This window comes from Arthrobacter sp. PTI12, from assembly GCF_056679915.1.
This window is the reverse complement of sequence record NZ_CM155256.1, coordinates 1,840,314-1,858,681: the sequence shown is the minus strand read 5'-3', so window position 1 is coordinate 1,858,681 and position 18,368 is coordinate 1,840,314. Positions and strand designations below refer to the sequence as shown.

General features: G+C 63.4%; 15 protein-coding genes. All 15 read right to left on the bottom strand.

The features are described 5' to 3' along the window. Position 1: 1 nt before the first annotated feature. Complete coding sequence (gene ftsZ, locus AC1MBU_RS08995; protein WP_056547145.1) at positions 2-1,201, bottom strand: cell division protein FtsZ; 1,200 nt, start codon at positions 1,199-1,201, stop codon at positions 2-4. Positions 1,202-1,379: 178 nt separating this feature from the next. Further along, positions 1,380-2,282, bottom strand: a complete 903-nt coding sequence (locus AC1MBU_RS08990) for a cell division protein FtsQ/DivIB (protein ID WP_277357819.1) — start codon at positions 2,280-2,282, stop codon at positions 1,380-1,382. Then, entirely contained in the window at positions 2,279-3,682 is a 1,404-nt protein-coding gene (murC, locus tag AC1MBU_RS08985; protein WP_479787020.1) for a UDP-N-acetylmuramate--L-alanine ligase, read from the bottom strand. Before murC ends, AC1MBU_RS08990 begins: the two co-directional genes overlap by 4 nt. Beyond that, complete coding sequence (murG, locus tag AC1MBU_RS08980) at positions 3,679-4,794, bottom strand: undecaprenyldiphospho-muramoylpentapeptide beta-N-acetylglucosaminyltransferase (protein WP_277357821.1); 1,116 nt, start codon at positions 4,792-4,794, stop codon at positions 3,679-3,681. Before murG ends, murC begins: the two co-directional genes overlap by 4 nt. 17 nt (positions 4,795-4,811) lie before the next feature. After that, entirely contained in the window at positions 4,812-6,182 is a 1,371-nt protein-coding gene (ftsW, locus tag AC1MBU_RS08975) for a putative lipid II flippase FtsW (RefSeq protein WP_277357822.1), read from the bottom strand. Continuing rightward, positions 6,182-7,762, bottom strand: a complete 1,581-nt coding sequence (gene murD, locus AC1MBU_RS08970; RefSeq protein WP_479787018.1) for a UDP-N-acetylmuramoyl-L-alanine--D-glutamate ligase — start codon at positions 7,760-7,762, stop codon at positions 6,182-6,184. Before murD ends, ftsW begins: the two co-directional genes overlap by 1 nt. Then, positions 7,744-8,847, bottom strand: a complete 1,104-nt coding sequence (gene mraY, locus AC1MBU_RS08965) for a phospho-N-acetylmuramoyl-pentapeptide-transferase (RefSeq protein WP_056547130.1) — start codon at positions 8,845-8,847, stop codon at positions 7,744-7,746. Before mraY ends, murD begins: the two co-directional genes overlap by 19 nt. Continuing rightward, positions 8,844-10,367 (bottom strand): UDP-N-acetylmuramoyl-tripeptide--D-alanyl-D-alanine ligase, encoded by a 1,524-nt coding sequence (locus tag AC1MBU_RS08960; RefSeq protein WP_277357824.1) that lies wholly within the window; start codon positions 10,365-10,367, stop codon positions 8,844-8,846. Before AC1MBU_RS08960 ends, mraY begins: the two co-directional genes overlap by 4 nt. A 6-nt stretch (positions 10,368-10,373) precedes the next feature. Further along, complete coding sequence (locus AC1MBU_RS08955) at positions 10,374-11,975, bottom strand: UDP-N-acetylmuramoyl-L-alanyl-D-glutamate--2,6-diaminopimelate ligase (RefSeq protein ID WP_277357857.1); 1,602 nt, start codon at positions 11,973-11,975, stop codon at positions 10,374-10,376. A gap of 51 nt (positions 11,976-12,026) precedes the next feature. Further along, on the bottom strand, positions 12,027-13,817 hold the full coding sequence (locus tag AC1MBU_RS08950; protein WP_479787017.1) for a peptidoglycan D,D-transpeptidase FtsI family protein: 1,791 nt from the start codon (positions 13,815-13,817) through the stop codon (positions 12,027-12,029). A gap of 35 nt (positions 13,818-13,852) precedes the next feature. After that, complete coding sequence (ftsL, locus tag AC1MBU_RS08945) at positions 13,853-14,524, bottom strand: cell division protein FtsL (protein ID WP_479787015.1); 672 nt, start codon at positions 14,522-14,524, stop codon at positions 13,853-13,855. Next, on the bottom strand, positions 14,521-15,513 hold the full coding sequence (gene rsmH, locus AC1MBU_RS08940) for a 16S rRNA (cytosine(1402)-N(4))-methyltransferase RsmH (protein ID WP_346028373.1): 993 nt from the start codon (positions 15,511-15,513) through the stop codon (positions 14,521-14,523). Before rsmH ends, ftsL begins: the two co-directional genes overlap by 4 nt. Before the next feature lie 218 nt (positions 15,514-15,731). Continuing rightward, the gene (mraZ, locus tag AC1MBU_RS08935) at positions 15,732-16,163 is read right to left on the bottom strand and encodes a division/cell wall cluster transcriptional repressor MraZ (protein WP_056547768.1); all 432 of its coding nucleotides are present in this window, start codon (positions 16,161-16,163) and stop codon (positions 15,732-15,734) included. Between the two features lie 284 nt (positions 16,164-16,447). Continuing rightward, the gene (locus AC1MBU_RS08930) at positions 16,448-16,825 is read right to left on the bottom strand and encodes a DUF3040 domain-containing protein (protein ID WP_277357858.1); all 378 of its coding nucleotides are present in this window, start codon (positions 16,823-16,825) and stop codon (positions 16,448-16,450) included. A gap of 177 nt (positions 16,826-17,002) precedes the next feature. Beyond that, complete coding sequence (gene dinB, locus AC1MBU_RS08925) at positions 17,003-18,280, bottom strand: DNA polymerase IV (protein ID WP_471673313.1); 1,278 nt, start codon at positions 18,278-18,280, stop codon at positions 17,003-17,005. Positions 18,281-18,368: the final 88 nt, after the last annotated feature.

The following is an 18,368-nucleotide window of genomic DNA, read 5'->3' as shown; positions in this document are numbered from 1 at the left end:
GCTACTTCAGGAAATCGGGAACGTCCAGGTCATCGGAACGTCCGGTCGAGTAGTCAGGCTCGACGACGGCCGGCAGGTCCACATCGAACCCGGCGTCACCCGGAACATCGTTGCCTCGTCCGTTGGACGAGTGCTGCGACCACGAACCGTAGCCTGCTCCTGCCGCGACGGTCTGCGGAGCCGGTGCGGACTCGCGCCCGATGGCGGGAGCTGAGGCCGGCTTTGCCGCGGGCGCTGCTGGTTGCGACGTGGCATCCACCTGATCGAAACCTGCTGCGATAACCGTGACCCGCGCCTCGTCTCCCAGTGCGTCGTCGATCACCGCACCGAAGATGATGTTTGCCTCCGGGTGCGCAACTTCCTGCACGAGGCGCGCTGCCTCGTTGATTTCGAACAGCCCGAGATCCGATCCGCCCTGAATGGACAGCAGAACGCCGTGGGCGCCGTCGATGGAAGCTTCGAGGAGCGGCGAGGCGATCGCCAGTTCCGCTGCCTTGACTGCACGATCCTCACCGCGGGCGGAGCCAATGCCCATGAGAGCCGAACCTGCGCCCTGCATGACCGACTTCACGTCTGCGAAGTCGAGGTTGATCAGGCCCGGCGTGGTGATGAGGTCCGTGATGCCCTGGACACCCGAGAGCAGCACCTGGTCCGCTGAGCGGAACGCGTCAAGCATGGAAACGTTGCGGTCGCTGATGGACAGAAGACGGTCATTCGGAATGACAATCAGGGTGTCGACTTCATCTCGAAGTGTGTCGATACCGGTTTCTGCCTGGTTGGAGCGCCGGCGACCTTCGAACGTAAACGGCCGGGTCACTACGCCGATGGTCAACGCACCAAGAGAACGCGCAATCCGCGCGACAACGGGTGCGCCTCCGGTACCGGTGCCGCCGCCTTCTCCTGCGGTCACGAACACCATGTCCGCGCCGCGGATGACTTCCTCAATCTCCTCGGCGTGATCTTCGGCCGCCTTCCGGCCCACTTCCGGATCAGCTCCGGCGCCCAGTCCACGGGTGAGTTCGCGTCCGACGTCGAGCTTCACATCGGCGTCACTCATGAGTAGTGCCTGCGCGTCGGTGTTGATGGCGATGAACTCCACGCCGCGCAGGCCAACCTCGATCATTCGGTTGACGGCGTTCACGCCACCGCCGCCGATGCCGACGACCTTGATGACGGCCAAGTAATTCTGCGGTGCTGCCACGTCCTGTGTCCCTTGTTCGATCTGTGCGCTGGTTGGGTTATGGGCTGGAGGTTCCAACCTTCAACTTGCTAACATTCACCTTCAGGTTGAAAGTTAATGTTATGTCAAGTAGTTTCTTATTGAGACGCTAGGTGCCCGGCCACCGGCATGCAATGACCACTCCCGCGTGTCGGAAAACTCATCGGGTTACCGGCCTCGATGGTGTGCTTACGTCGTAGACGCTAACCGGCGCATCCTGCTGCGGAAGAGTAAGCAGCGCGGCGATGACACGGGCCTTTGCCTCGTTCTCCTCGGCACTCCCCCAGAAAATTGTTTTCCCGTCCGTCAGCTTCAGCTCAACGGAGTCGATTGACTTTGCCGATGCGTGGACCAGGCGCTCCCGGATAGCTGCGGGCAGGGCGGCAAGGACATCGGTAATTGACGAGAAGACCGCACTGTTGACGGCATTCGTACCTCCGTCGATGAGGGGCAAGGCAACGGACTTCCTGTCAGTGACCGTGGTGAGCTGCCGGCCTTCTGCGTCTATGAGGATGTACTTACCGCCGCTCTCAAGGATTGCAACAGGGGTGCGCTCCGTGACAGTCACGCTCAGGGTGGACGGTGGTGCCGCGGCCACGGAGATATTCTCGATCGGAGCGAACCCTTCTAGCAGTGTGCGGACGTCGTCGTCCCCGATCTGGGTCAGAGACCTTCCCATCAGCGGCTCCAGTGCCGCCGTAATCTGGTCCTCCGGTACCAATTGGTTCCCCTGCACCTCGAGGGAACGTACTGCAAGCGCCGGTGAGAACACCAGATAGGCGATTACGCCCGCGACGATCAGCACCGTTGAGATGATGCCCGTCAGCCACCACCTCCTGCGCCGGCGGCCGGGAGGTTCCGGAAAAGCAATGACCGTGCCGTCGTCGTCCTCGCGGTCCAACAGGGCAACAGGTGCTTCTTTCGATGCGGATATTCTGCTTCCCCGCATTCTGCTGGACTGAGGAGGATGCACCTGCTTCTCGGCGGTGATGGTTTCATTTCCCGACGCTGTGTTGGCCGGCGTCGATGCCCTGCCCGGCTTGCGCGGAGGACGTGCTGTCACTGTGGATGCCCCTTTCCTGCAAGGAGGTCAACCAGCAGCGGACCGAAGCGGGTAACGTCGCCTGCTCCGACCGTCAGAATGATGTCACCGCTCTGCGCCGTAATGACCATCTCCCGCAGTGCCTCGTCTGCATCGGGCGCGTACCCGCCCGGAACCGTGAGCCGGTCGCTGATGAGCCGGCTCGTCACTCCCTCCACCGGGTCTTCCCTTGCGGCATAGATGTCAAGCACGCGCACCGTATCAGCCAGTGACAGAGCGCCGGCGAACTCCTTGGCAAACTCCTGAGTGCGGGAGAAAAGGTGCGGTTGAAACAGGACGTGCACGCGGTGGTCTCCCGCGACGGTCCGGGCAGCGCCCAGCGCGGCCGCCACCTCCGTGGGGTGATGGGCGTAGTCATCGAAGACGCGCACACCGCCTGCTTCACCCTTAGCCTCGAACCGTCTGGCAGCACCGGAAAAGGATGCGAGGCCCGCGGCAGCAGCAGCCGGATCCACGCCCAACTCCAACCCGACGCTGAACGCCGCTGCCGCATTCAGGACATTGTGCCGCCCAGGCACCCCCAGCTGGAGTTCCTGCTGGCTGTCGAGTCCATCGATAGAGAAGGAAAGGACGCTGTTCGACGTGCTGCCGAGCGCGCGGGTGTTGCTGATTCGAACGTCTGCGCCGGCACAGTAGCCGTAGGTCCGCACCCGGCGGGAACCGGCGATTCGCGCCGCCAGGGCGGCAGCGCCGTCGTCGTCACGGCAAGCTACCAACACGCCGGCGTCGGCCGGCAGCAGCGCAGCGAACCGATCGAACGATTCGTACACTGCAGCAGCGGACCCATAGTGGTCCAGGTGATCCGCCTCGACGTTGGTGACAACGCCAACGTGAGGACGGTAGTTGAGGAAAGAGCCGTCCGACTCATCTGCCTCCGCCACGAAGACTTCCCCCTCCGCCCATTCAGCGTTGACTCCAAGCGCCGCGACGTCCCCACCGATCGCAAACGATGGACGGGTTCCGGCGGCCTGCAGCATGACGGTGATCATCGCCGTCGTCGTGGTTTTGCCATGCGTGCCGGCAACAGCAACCACTTTCCGCCCGTCCATCGCGGCAGCAAGCGCTTCCGAACGATGCAGGACGCGCAGGCCGCGCGTTTTTGCTTCAACGAGCTCGGGGTTGGTCTCCCGGATTGCGCTGGAAACCACCACGGTATCTGCGGCACCGACGTTCGCTTCCTCGTGGCCGACGTGCACCGTTGCGCCCAGCGCGGCGAGAGCCTGCAGACCGCGCGAGTCAGCGGCATCGGACCCTGACACCGCTACTGAGCGGCCGAGGAGGACCCGCGCCACAGCGGACATGCCCGCTCCGCCGAGCCCAATGAAATGGACCCGGCCGAGATCCTGGATAACTGCACTCATGAGCGGCCTCCCGCGGCGTCGATGATGAGCTCCGCCATGCGGACGTCCGCGTCGCGCACACCGAGCGGCGCCGCGGCCCGGGACATGTTCTCGAGACGCACAGGGTCCTGCACCAGCGGCAGGGCTTCGGTAAGCAGCCAGTCACCAGTAAGCTGCGCATCCTCGATCATGAGGGCGGCGCCTGCGTCCACCAGCCCCGAAGCGTTTCGCCGCTGCTCACCGTTTCCGTGCGGCAAGGGCACGAACACAGTGGGCAACCCGACTGCCGCAACTTCACAGACGGTTGCTGCGCCTGCACGCGCCAACAGCAGGTCTGCCGCCGAGTAGACATTCTCCATACCGTCCACATATTCGACCTGCCGGTACCCCTCGGCAGCAAGGAGCGCGCCGTCGGGGCCGGGAACCTGCTTGCCGCGTCCGGTGATATGAAGCACCTGTACCTGCGCTGCGTCATCGACCATTTTTGGCGCCGCTGCGGCGACCGCCCGGTTGATGCTCGCAGCGCCGGAGGAACCGCCGGTCACGATGAGCGTTGCACGATCCGGGTCCAGCCCAAGGCTTACCCGCGCTTTCCGACGGGCGGCCGCCCGGTCCAGGGTGGAAATCTCCCGCCGCATGGGCATGCCCACCCATTGCTCGTCCGGCAGTCCGGTGCCGCGGAATGCCACCGCAACGCTCCGGGCAATACGCGCGCCAAGCCGGTTGGCCAGGCCGGGGCGGGCATTAGCTTCATGGATGGCCACGGGAACGCGGCGGATCCAGGCCGCAAGATAGAGCGGCGTGGACACATACCCGCCAACCCCGACGACGACGTCAGCCTGCGCCGCGTCGATAATCTTCAGCGCCTGCCGCACGGCTCGGACCAGACGGACCGGCAGTTTCAACAGATCGACGGACGGACGGCGGGGCATGGGCACCCGTTCAATGGTTTCCAGCCGGAAACCGGCCGCAGGAACAAGGCGGGTCTCCATTCCGGCGGCCGTTCCGACGGCAAGCACCCGGGCGTCCGGGCGGGCCTCGACCAGAGCTCGTGCAATGGCTAGCAATGGGCTGATGTGCCCGGCAGTTCCCCCGCCGGCGAGCACGACCGACAGGGCAGCAGATTCAGTCAATGGGTTCTCTTGATCTTTCACTTGTCGCTTGCAGAAGTCTGGTTGGAGCTGACGGCCGGTCCGGCAGTGCCAGGCACGGCGGGCGGCATCCGCCGCGCAAAGGCAAGGAGCACACCGACGGCGGCAAGCGTGAAGGTGAGGGCAGAACCGCCGTAGGAGATGAACGGCAGCGGCACACCGATGACGGGAAGAACGCCCGTGACCATGCCGATGTTCACAAAGGCCTGGCCGATCAGCCACACGAGGATGGAGCCCATGAGGATGCGCACGAAGGGGTCGGTGTAACGCCGTGCCACCCGGAGTGTTGCCACCGCGAGGATTCCGAAAAGCGCGATCACTACGAGGGTACCGATCAACCCGAATTCTTCACCGATGATGGCGAAGATGAAGTCATTGTGCGCTTCCGGGATCCAGTTCCACTTCTGCCGGCTCTGGCCGATTCCCACTCCCCACCAGCCTCCGGACGCCAGTGCGAAAAGCCCCTGGTTCGTTTGAAAACAGGGATCCGTCGCGCTTTCGCAGTTCAATCTGAGCCAGGCCTGGATGCGGGTACTTCGTGTGCTGTTGAGCAGGATGGCGCCGAAAGCGCCGGCAATTCCGAGGAGGCCGACCAGCGTAAACAGCTTCATTGGTGCGCCGGCAAAAAACAGCGCTGCCGCCATAATCATTCCGAGGATGATCGCTGTACCGAGGTCACCGCCCAGCATCACGAGCAGGAGGATGACTCCTCCGAGCGGTGCTACAGGTATGAGCGCGTGCTTCCAGTCACGGATCAGGCCGCGCTTGCGTTCCAGGACCGTGGCGCACCACAACGCGAGTGCGAGCTTTGCGGGTTCTGAAGGCTGAAGAGACTGGTTGCCGATCCGGATCCAGTTCTGGTTTCCGTTGATGTTCTCGCCAATGAGCAGCACCAGTACCAGCAGGACAATCGCGACGCCGAGCCCCGGCCACGCAAGGAACTTGAAAACCCGCGGCCCCAATCTGGACAGGACGAGCATCAGCACCACGCCGAGCACCGCATACATGCTCTGTTTGAAGAAGAAGTCAAAGACGATCGCGCCCTCATCAGTGGGCTCGACCGTGGATGCTGCATTGGCAATCGATTCAACAGACGACGCCGAGAGCACCATCATGAGCCCGATGGCCGTCAGCGCCAGCGTGGCGCCGAGAATCATGTAATAGCTGGAGCCGCTGGTCTGCCGGTCCGAACCCTCGAGAAAGCGCCACATGCGTCCGAAGGCACCAAGAACGCCCTTGCGCTCCGGGCGCGCCGCAATGGCATCCGCCGCAGGATTGCCAGAAGCGTTGACCCGGGACGAGCCCCTGCTGCCGGAGTGTTGCCGCGCCGCCGGCCTCCGGCGCGGATGCCGGGTGGGCGTGCTGACCATTACAACTCCTTAGCGGTGAATCCCTGCCCCTCCACAATCCCGCGAACCGCCTCGATGAATGCGGTGCCACGGTGAGCGTAGGAAGGGAACTGGTCCATCGACGCTGCTGCCGGCGCCATGAGAACAGTGTCGCCGTCAACGGCGATACGCAGCGCTTCGGTGACAGCGGCGCGCATTGCCTGAACGCCGTCTGAACTCGAGTGCTGGGACGGCAGCTCGTCTCTACCAGTGTGACCCGCGGCTGGAACTATCACGGGAACATCGGGCGCGTGTCGGCTGAGAGCAGCGGCTAGGTCAGAGCTGTCGCGGCCGATAAGGACAGCCGCCTTGAAGCGGGCTGCGTTATCCCTGACGAGGCTGTTGTAGTCGACGCCCTTGGAAAGCCCACCCGCAATCCAGACGACACTGGAGAAGGAGGACAGGGCTGCGTGTGCCGCGTGCGGATTGGTTGCCTTGGAATCGTTGATCCAGAGCACGCCGTCCCGTGCCGCAACAAGCTCGATTCGATGCCCGGACGGCTGGTAGTTACGGATGCCTTCACGCACCGCGGCCGCCGGGAGGCCCGCTGCCCGCACCAGGGCCGCCGCTGCCAGGGCGTTGGCAACGAGGTGGCGGGGAACCACTTCCCCGAGGTCCGTCACCGAGGCCAGTTCCGCCGCTGAATCCTTCCGCTGTTCGATATACGCACGATCCACCAGCAGACCGTCTACAACCCCGAGCATGCTGATAGCAGGGGTATTGGTGGTGAAGCCGATCGCCCGGCAGCCTTCCTGGACATCAGCATCCTCCACCATCCGCTCGGTGGCTTCGTCTTCGGCGTTGTACACACAGGCCACGCGGGTGTTCTCGTAGATCATTGCCTTGGCCGCCCGGTAGGCTTCGAATCCTCCGTGCCAGTCCATGTGATCTTCGGCCAGATTCAGGCAGACACTGGCGAGCGGCGCGAGGCTCGAACTCCAGTGCAGCTGGAAACTTGAGAGTTCGACGGCGATCACATCGTAGCCCTGCGGGTCCCGGATGGCGTCGAGCAGCGGCGTGCCGACGTTCCCCGCGGCGATGGCGCGAAGGCCTCCGGCGCGGAGCATCGATTCCGCCAAGGTGACAGTGGTTGTCTTGCCATTGGTTCCGGTGATGGTCAACCACTCAGCGGTGGGCCTGCCCCGGCGCACTCGTACGCGCCATGCGAGTTCGACATCACCCCATACCGGGATTCCGGCAGCGGCGGCCGCAGCGAGCAGCGGCTGATCAGGACGCCAACCGGGAGAGGTCACCACCAGTTCGGGCGCTTCGCCGTCCACCTGTGGGAGCGTAGCAGCGGCCTCGGCCCCGAGCAGGACGTCCACTGCCCCGACGATGCGAAGGGTGTCCGCCTTCGCCCTGTTCTCTTCGGAATCCGAGGAGTCGCACACCACAACCCGTGCACCGAGTTCGATCAGCGTGTCAGCGGCAGAGAAACCGGACAGTCCGATCCCCGTTACCACGACGCGTAGCCCTGCCCAGTCAGCGTCCCACGACGTCAGGCTTTCAAGGCGGTCAGAGCTCTCCTGGGCACCTGTACCACTCACAGAAGTACAACCCATTCAGCGTAGAAGATACCGAGCGCGACAGCGACGAACAGTCCGGCAAGGATCCAGAACCGCACAACCACCGTGACTTCCTGCCACCCCTTGAGCTCGAAGTGATGCTGGAGCGGCGCCATTTTGAAGACCCGCTTGCCTCCGGACAGTTTGAAGAAGCCCACCTGGATGATCACGGACAGCGTGATCATGACGAACAGCCCCGCCATGATGACCAGGAGAAGCTGGGTGCGGGAGAGAATAGCGAATCCCGCAATTGCTCCGCCGATCGCGAGCGATCCGGTGTCTCCCATGAAAATTTTGGCCGGTGAGGTGTTCCACCAAAGGAATCCCACCAGAGCTCCGCACATCGCACCCGCGATCAGCGCCAGGTCCAGGGGGTCGCGGACCTCGTAACAGATGTTGGTTGGAACCTCCGGCGATGCGCACCTCTGGTTGAACTGCCAGATGCCCATCAGCATGTAAGCGCCGAAGACAAAGACTGATGCACCGGTGGCCAGTCCGTCCAGGCCGTCCGCCAGGTTCACGCCGTTCGTTGCGGCGGTAATGATGAGAATGGACCACAGAACGAAGAGGATGGCGCCGATAATCGAACCGGCGAATGCCAGGTCGACTGCTGTATCCCTGACGAAGGAGATAGCAGTCGACGCCGGCGTGCGTCCATTCTCATCCGGGAAGTTCAGTGCCAGCACGGCAAACAAAACACCCACCAGGGTTTGCCCTATGATCTTCGCCGGTGCGCTGAGTCCCAGGCTTCGCTGCTTTGAAATCTTGATGTAGTCGTCGAAGAAGCCGACGACTCCCATGCCTACGGTGACCATCAGCAGCAGGAGACCGGACACGGTCGGCCCGTCGGAGCCACCCGCCGCCATCATGATCAGGTGTGTGGCGAAGTAAGCGAGAACAACCGATCCGACGATGACGGCACCGCCCATGGTGGGCGTCCCGCGCTTTGTATGGTGGGCCGTTGGGCCGTCGTCGCGAATGAACTGGCCGTAGCTCTTTCGGACGAGGAGCCTGATGAAAAGTGGTGTGCCGACAAGTGCAAGGAGCAATGCGGAGGCGGAGGCAATCAACAGCGCAATCACAGCGAGGGCCCCCCTTGGTTCATTGGACCGGGTCCATTCAATTCAGCCTGTGATCCCGGGGCTGCTTCTGGCACCGCCGACGAGTTGTCTGACGCCAATGCTAGCCGATCACCCAGATGGCGGAGACCGGCACCATTCGAGGATTTCACGAGGACAAGGTCACCCGGCTGCAGTTCCCGATCGAGGATTTCCTCGGCCTGGGAGACATCTTGAACGAAGACCGCTTCGTCTCCCCATGATCCTTCCAGCACTGCTCCGGTGTGGAGTGCTTTGGCCCCGGACCCGACAACCAGCAGCTTGGAGATATTGAGCCGGACAACCACCCTGCCAAGTGCATCGTGGGCAGTGATGGAGTCCTCGCCCAGCTCGAGCATCTCACCGAGTACTGCCCAGGTGCGACGGCCGCGCCCCAGCTCGGCGAGCGTCGCAAGCGCCGCACGCATCGACTCCGGGTTGGCGTTGTAGGCGTCATTGATCACCGTCACGCCGTCCGGCCTGTCGGTTCGCTCCATCCGCCAGCGGCTGACCGCCCGGGCGGTGCACAGTCCGGCAGCGATTCGATCCCCCGGAATCCCGAGGAGGTGGGCAGCGGAAGCGGCCGCGAGGAGGTTGGCGACATGATGCCGTCCGATCAGCAGCGGCCGAACCTCGTGACGACCACCGTCCGGGAGGTGCAGGGTGAAACACGGATTACCTTCGACGGAGAGCGTTACATCCGCAGCACGGACGACACTGCTGCCCGGCTCGTCAAAGGTGGAGTCCTCGGTAAAGAGGACGGTCTGTGCCTGGGTCTGATCAGCCATCGCCAGTACCCGCCGGTCATCACCATTAAGGATGGCCACACCGTTTGAACCAAGGGACCGCGGCAGCTCCCCCTTGGCCTTGGCAATCATGTCGACGCCGCCGAACTCACCTGCGTGCGCGGATCCGACGCACAGGACTATTCCGATGTCCGGCTGCACCATGGAGGCAAGGTACTCGATGTGCCCGACGCCCGTGGCGCCCATCTCAATGACCAGGTAGCGGGTGCCGTACTCGGCGGAGAAAACCGTCAGCGGAACCCCAATCTCACCGTTGTACGAGCCGATGGGGGAAACGGTGGGCCCCTCCTGGCGGAGAAGCTGCGCAAGTACGTCCTTCGTGGTGGTTTTGCCCGCTGAACCCGTGATGCCGATGACCGTCAGTGGTGAGTGCGCACGGAGGCGGCGCACCACCTCTCCGGCGAGCCGGCCCATTGCCTCCACGGCATCGGGCACCACCACAGCGGGGAAGTCAGTGCCGGCGTCGTCCATTACCGGCCGCTCGACAAGGGCCAGGACCGCACCGTTCGCGAAGGCACTGGAGACGAAGTGATGGCCGTCTGTGGACTCACCCGGCTTTGCGATGAAGAGACCACCCGGGCGGCTTTCCCGAGAGTCGGTGGTGGCTGAATGGACAACCAAAGAAGGAGCCCCTTGAGCCGACAGGGAGAGCGTTCCGCCTGTGACTGCCGCGATGTCGGCTGCGCTGAATTCAATCATGACGATCTAGGACTCTATCCTGTTGCCGGAAAGCGCAGAGAATCCGTGCCGTGTCAATGCGGCCGCCAGCTCAACCCGGTCATCGAGTGGAAGATTCACGCCCTTGACCTCCTGCCACACCTCATGGCCACGCCCGGCGACAAGGACCACATCGCCTTGCCGGGCAAGAGCCACCGCTCGATCAATAGCCGCAGCACGCGGGAACACCTCAATGATTTCGCACGACAGGTTCTCGCCGTCCCGTGCAACGCGAGCACCCTCAAGCACGTCCGCACGGATGCTGGCCGCGTCCTCATCATGGGGATCGTCATCCGTGATGATCACGACGTCGGCCCGCCTGGCTGCCGTGGCGCCCATGATCGGGCGCTTCGAGACGTCCCTCTGCCCGGTAGCGCCGAAAACCACGATCACACGGGAGCCGGCGTCCGGCACGCGCACCGAGTCGAGCGTAAGCTCCAACGCGTCGGGATTGTGTGCGAAGTCAACAATGGCAGCAGGACGCTCAGCAATAAGCTGCATGCGGCCGGGTACCTGGGTGGTGAACGGATCGTGCGCGTCCGCAGCCCGCTGGAGCGTATCCGCCTCAACGCCCGAAGCCAGAACCATCACCGCAGCCAGAGCGGCGTTGGCTACGTTGAAGGTGCCGGGGAGGCCGCAGCGAAGCCGCAACTGCTGTCTCTGCGGACCAATGAGTGTGAAGGTATGTCCGAGGCCGGTGCGCTGTATCTCCGAGACGTTCCAATCCGCCTCCGACGCACCGGTCACCGACACCGTAAGCGTCTCGACGCCGGCTTGGTCCGCGATGCGGCGCCCCCAGGGATCGTCGATCAGGACGACGGCGCGGCGGGTCCGGTTCGGCCGGAACAGGGCAGCCTTCGCGGCGAAGTACTCTTCCATGCTTCCGTGGAGATCCAGATGGTCCTGGGTCAGATTGGTGAAGCCCGCAACGTCAAAGTGCACTCCGTCGACACGACGGTACTCAATGGCATGCGAGGAAACCTCCATGGCAGCAGCTTCGATACCCCGCTCCCTCATCAGCGCCAGGATGCCGTGCACCTGCGGAGATTCGGGCGTAGTGAGGATGGACGGGATAACCGTTTCCCCTACCCGGATCTCGATGGTTCCGATCAGTCCGGTACTCCTGCCGAGCGCCGACTCCAGTGCAGTCAGGAAGTAGGTCGTGGTGGTCTTCCCATTGGTGCCGGTCACCCCATAGAGCACGGGACGGCTGCCGGCCGGCTGGCTATTGAAAACGACGGCGGCAAGTGGTCCGACGTAATCCCGCACCGGTGCTGCCCGGTACAGCGGAATCCTCGAGCCGCTCAGCGCCGGCTCGGCGACAGCCACTCCCTGGTCATCCGTGAGCACTGCCGTGGCTCCGGCCGCAACGGCTTGACCGGTGAAGTCAGCCCCATGGCGACCCGTGCCCGGCAGTGCAATGTAGAGGTCGCCGGCACGAACTTCCCGGGAATCAATGGTGACGCCCGTGATCGAAGCGGGCGCACCGCCGTCGTGGGGTCCGGTTACGAGCTGCACGCGGGCGAGCTCCGACGGGAGCTCGGCAAGCACCTCATCCATGGTGCGGGGGACGACGGCGTCCGGACGCATGAGCGCAGCGGACTCTTTATTTGTGGACACGTTGGGGCCTGCTTACGCGGTTCAGTACTTGACCGGGTAAGTCTCGGGCTTACCGGTCGAGGGTGGGATGTTGTTCGAGTTCAGAACATACTTCATGACCTTTTGGAAGGACTCCCCCGGAACCAGATAGTACAGGTCACCCTGAGGCCGCTGAAGGGTGACGACGACAATGTACTGCGGGTCCTCCATCGGGGCCATTCCGGCGTAGGAGAGAGTGTAGCCGTCATAGCCGCCCTGTGGACTGGGCGCTTCAGCGGTACCCGTCTTGGAGCCCACCCGGTACTGCTCGAGTGCTCCAGAAGCTCCGGACCCTTCCACCGTGACGGTTTCCAGCATGGTGTGAAGCTGATCCGCCGTCTCTTGGGACACCACCCTTGTACCCTCTGCCTGCGGAACGACGTGCTCGGTGCCGTCTGCATCGATGTAGGCGTCGATGAGGCGGGGCTGCAGTCGGACGCCGTCGTTGGCGACGGCCTGGTACACCATGGCGGTGTGCAATGCGGTCTGCGCGAGTCCCTGACCGAAGAGGACGGTGTACTGCTGGCGTTCATCCCACGAGTCCGGCGTCGGGAGGATCCCTGCCGTCTCGCCGTTGAGCCCCACATTGAGCGGTTCGCCGATGCCGAACTTTCGCAGCCAGTCATAGCGCTGCTGCTTGCTCAGCTGCTCACCGATCATGACCGTTCCGGTGTTCATGGACTTGGCGAAAATACCGGCCGCTGTGCGCTTTTCCGTCCCGTGCTCGAACGCGTCCTTGAAGGTCTGCCCGTCCACGGTATAGGTGGGCGGTGTTTCGAACCTGCTGGTCGGTTCGATGATCCCCTCCTCCAGCGCGGCAGCCATGGTGATCAGCTTGGTGGTGGAACCCGGCTCAAAGGAGGCGGTGACTGACAGCGGCTTCCAGAACTCAGGAGCAGTCGCCGCATAGTCGTTGGGGTCGGCCGTGGTTGACTCTGCCATCGCTTTGATGGCACCGGTTTTGGCCTCCACAACAACAATATTGCCCCATTCGGCGTTGTAGTCCTCGACCTGCGCGGCAATGGTCTGCTGTGCGAAGTACTGGAGGTCCTGATCGATGGTCAGCCGCACCGATTGGCCATCCTGTGCGGGCACGTCCTCGTTGGTCGCGTATGGAATGCGTATACCGTCACCGCCGATCTCGAAGGTGCGGCTGCCCGGTGTCCCCGTCAGCTGTTCCTCCTGGGTGAGTTCGATTCCACTCAGGGCGCGTCCGTCACCGCTCATGAACCCGAGAATCGAGCCCGCTACTGCTCCCGATGGGTACGTGCGCAGTGTCGTGGGGTCGGCGTAGACTCCCGGCATCCCGACAGCAAGCACCTGGTTCCTGATGTCGGGCGTCACCGAACGCGCAACGAAGGCAAACTTGGCGTCTCCGAGGATGGAGGACTTGAGCGTGGCGACGTCCTCTCCAAGGATTGTTGAGAGCTCCTCGAACCCCTGCTCCATGGGGATGTCCTCAACCCGCTTACCGGTCTCCCGGTTGTACCGGTCGAAGGTTTCACCGCCGCTGAGCGTCTGGTCAACCACAATATCGAAGCGCTGCACCGTGTGCGCCAGCTCGTTGCCCTCGTCATCAAGGATGCTGCCACGCAGTGCCGGCACCTGCTGGGTAACCAGTCGCTTGTTCAGGCCGACCTGCGCCATTCCGTCGGGGTCGAGGCCCTGGACCTGGAAAAGGCGAACCCCAAGGACCAGCAGCAGAATCAGGACAAAGGCCAGTCCGACCCTGAGCCTTGCGGCTCCGAGCGCGACCCGTAATGTTTCATGTTGGGGGTTGTCGGCTGGTGCCACCGTGATTCCTCGCTGCGTTGGTGTACTGCGGTCTCTTACTGTCCGGGCTTAATCTGCGCCGGTGCGGGGATTGTCCCGTCGTCGACGGTCGCTTCCGGTGCGGCGGCCGCGTCCGGTACGGCGGGTTCCGCTGGTGCGGACGGTTCCGCCGGCTCATTCGCAGGCGTCGGCGCGGCGGCCTGGCTCGGCACGTTCACGGCAGGTGCCGGCACGAGAACTGGCGGTGCATCCGACTCCTTGGCTGGCTCCGGGCTTCCGGTGACTGCCAACGAATTTACATCAATGGTCCCAAAAGTCGGGGAGGCCACCATGTCGAGTTCGTGCGCCGCTGATGCGAGGTTCTGCGGTGCGCGGAGGTTCTCCAGCTGCTGCGTCAGCGCCTGGTTCCGCTCGGCAAGTGCAACCTCTTCACCGCGCAGCGAGACCAGTTTGTACTGGCTGCTCGAGACGGAGATGTTCAGCATGAGCACCACCACCAGGGCTGCGATCAGCGCGGCCATGGAGAACACAGCGAATGGGACCCGGCCACGCGTGGGTGCGGCCGGGACCACCGAGAGTGGGGTCCGGCGTCGTTCCCGTCCCGGCTGCACCGCGGGACTGGACACTGCCGGGTGCTGCAGCGCGCGGGCGGTGTTTCCGGCTACTGCGCCGGCCGCTGCATGAGCGCTGTGACGCACAGACGGCCTTTGCTGCACTGATTGGCTCATCTCGCGTTCCTGTCTGTTGTGTTGGATCTGGTGCGTTCCACTGCCCTGAGCTTTGCCGATGCGGCGCGCGGGTTGTCAGCGATCTCCTGGTCGGTAGGAGCCTCCGTGCCCTTGGTCAATGTCTTGAGGTAAGGCTTGTGTTCCTCGAGCTCCACCGGGAATCCGACGGGTGCGGACGATCGCGTTCCCGCGGAGAACGCGGCTTTCACGATCTTGTCCTCAAGGGAGTGGTAGGACATCACAACCACTCTTCCCAACACGTCCGTCGATTCGAGTGCGGCAGGAATAGCACGCGTCAGCACGGTGAGCTCTTCGTTGACCTCGATACGCAGAGCCTGGAAGGTCCGCTTCGCCGGATGACCTCCGGTCCTTGCCGCTCCCGCGGGAACCACGGAGCGGATTGCCTCGACCAGCTCGCCCGTCGTGGTGAACGGCTTTGCCTCCCGGGCCGAGACGATTCCGGACGCAATCCGTCCTGCGAACTTCTCCTCGCCCCAGGTACGGATGATGCGTCGCAGCTCTTCCTCGGAGTAGGTGTTGACGACATCCGCGGCGCTCTGCCCGGTGCTCGTGTCCATCCTCATGTCGAGGGGGGCGTCATAGGAGTAGGCGAATCCGCGGTCACGCTCGTCCAGTTGAAGGGACGAGACACCGAGATCGAAGAGCACACCGTGGACCCGTGCGATGCCGAGGTCTTCGAGGACCGAAGGGATTTCGTCGTACACCGCATGGACGAGGTCGGTGCGGTTCCGATACGGTGCCAACCGCTCTCCGGCAAGCCGCAAGGCCTGCCGGTCGCGGTCGATACCCACGAGGTGAAGTTCGCTGAACCGCTGAAGCAGTGCCTCGGAGTGACCACCCATGCCGAGGGTCGCATCGACGACGACGGCCCCCTCACCGGCGGCCTCGATCGCGGGAGCGAGGAGATTGATGCACCGATCCAGCAGAACGGGAGTATGCCGCTCCTGAGTGGGACGCTCCTCCCCCATTCACCCGCTCCTTCCTGCTGTCCTGTTCAGGCTGAGCCTGCGTGAATCCGTTGCCGTGGTACTTCAATCAGATCCCCATCCGCTCCGGGCTTCCGCCTGCCTGGCTCCGGGGAAGGTGATCCAGGTAGTCGGCCGGCTGGGCGGCTGGAGGTCTCATCGAAGATCCTCGGTCAACTCGGTCTTGCTGTACTGCTCTGTGTCTCGCTTGTTCGCAGCTGTCAGATAATTCCCGGCAGTGCATCTTCGTCTGTTTCAGAGAAGGCGGTTTCCTTCTCTTCGAGGTAGTCATTCCAGGCGGTCGCATCCCAGATCTCCGCGCGGCTTCCCGCTCCGATCACTGCGAGCTCCCGGTCCAGCCCTGCGTAGGTCCGCAGCATTGGCGGGATGGTTACCCTGCCCTGCTTGTCCGGAACCTCATCCGAGGCACCCGACAGAAATACCCGAATGTAGTCCCTGGACTGACGCGATGAGATTGGCGCCTCACGCATCTGCTCATGGACCTTGACGAACTCCCGCTGGCTAAAAACGTAGATGCAGCGCTCCTGCCCCCGGGTCAGAACCAAACCCTCGCTCAGCTCGTCGCGGAACTTGGCCGGAAGGATCAACCGTCCCTTCTCGTCCAACCGCGGCGAGTGTGTTCCGAGGAACATTCGCCACCGCCCGTCCGTCATGAGAGCCAAGCGCTGCCACTACGCTCTTATAGCCTCCACTTTACTCCACAATCCTCCACAGTCAATGTCCCTCCGAGCGTTTCTCGATTCGTTCGCCCGGGAAATCCGCGTAGCTGTGCGGTATCTGGCGTGTGGTGGAGAGTGGAGGGTAGTTGGGGGGCAACAGGGTCAGCGATTGATCAGTTCCGGGTCGAACCGCATTAAATGCCGCAGGACCAGCCTTTCGGCCGGCCCTGTGGGGGAAAGTGGAGGAAGTGGGTGGTTTAGGGTTGGTCCCGTTTACGCTCGTCCCACTTTTCTTCCAGACTGCTGAGGAAACTGCCACGCGGAGAACTGGAGGCCTTTGCGACTTTACCGGCACCAGGGGCCGCGCCGTCCACCTTCGACCTTGTGGTGGCGTAGTACACGCCGGCACCCATGATGAGGAAACCCGCCACTCCTACCGGGATGAACTGATTCCAGATGCCCAAAAGCAGGACCGCCAAGCCAGCGACGGTCACAAGCGATCCGAGCACGATGCGGCGCGTGGACATCGAGCGACCGGTGTTTGATGCCATGGAGTGGGCGAACTTGGGATCGTCGGCATGAAGCTGTTGTTCCAACTGGTCAAGCAGCCGCTGCTCGTGTTCCGAGAGTGCCATCACTGCCTCCTTGCTACTAATACCGAATCCCTCAAACCCAACAACGAGTTCAGCCGTGAACTGGTTCCCGGCTGCTGCCGCCGCGATGCGCTTCAGCATGCTGATCTGAGTGGGTCAACGCCTAATTGATCCCTACTGCTAAGGATAGTTTGCAATCACCCGAAGGGAAAGCCACAGTCACCCGCCGGCCGGCCCCTGCCCGCCGGTATCCCGGCGTTTTGGCTGCCCGTCGGCAGGGTGCCCGCCCCTCGCGCCGGACGGCGGTTTGAGCAGCCGCGCAGGCAAGACCATCGACGCACCGAATTTGCCGTTCACCTTGTCGAGTACCTGCTCTGCGAGGCGCCAATTGTCATCCTGGCGGTCGATCGTCAGCTGATGTGAAGTGCCCGCAGCGCCTTCGAGCCGCTCCGCCCGGATTCCGATGAGCCGAACGCTCAGCGGGCGCTCACCCAGCGATTCCAGGAGCTGACACGCTGCCGCATATAAGGCATGCGCGCTGTCGGCAGGTTCGGGGAGGCGCCGTGACCGGGTCAGGGTGGAGAAGTCAGCGTAGCGAACCTTCAGTGACACCCCTCCTGTCTGCAGCCCTGCGGAACGAAGGCGCGTGGCTGTGCGGTGCGACAGGCGAAGCAGTTCTGCCCGAAGGAGATCATCGTCATCGACATCGGATGCAAACGTTTCCTCGGCACCGATACTTTTCTCCTGCCTGCTGACGGTTACCGGACGGGGGTCCTGCCCCCAGGCAAGCCGGTGGACATGGGCACCGGTGGCGCCGAGAGTCCGCTGGAGGACCGACACGGGAGTGCGCGCGACGTCCTCCACGGTCCTGATCCCCAACCGTGCAAGAACCTCCTGGGTTTTGGCGCCGACACCCCAGAGCGCCGACACCGGAAGGGTGTGGAGATATTCCACGGTTCGCGCCGCTGGAATCAGCAGCAGCCCGTCCGGCTTCGCGCGGGTGGAAGCAATTTTCGCGACAAACTTTGTGGAGGCAATACCCACGCTCGCCGTTATTCCAAGTTCCCGGTGGATCATTGTTCGGATCAGCTCGCCGATTGTCCTGGGTGAACCCAGTCGCCGGATCGACCCGGCGACGTCGAGGAAAGCCTCGTCGACGCTCAGCTGTTCCACCATAGGCGTGACTGAGCCGAAGATTTCCATGACGGACGCCGACACCTCGGCATAAAGGTGGTGGTGCGGTTCGAGGACGACGGCATGGGGGCAGAGCCGCAGGGCGTTGACCATGGGCATCGCGGAGCGCACCCCGAACCGCCGTGCTTCGTAGGAGGCCGACAGCACCACCGACCGACCTGACGGCGAGCCGGCGATAACAGCCTTGCCCTGCAGGTCTGGGCGGGAAAGCAACTCCACTGAGACATAGAAGGCGTCCATGTCCACATGGAGGATTGTGCAATCCGCGTCCTCGATTCCCGCGAGGTCGGAACGGACGGGCATGCGAACCATCCTACTGCTGCGCGCCCACGGAATCGGTGGGCGGGATGCACCTGAAGCAGCTTCGCCTGGGAGGGCAGCACCTAGACTG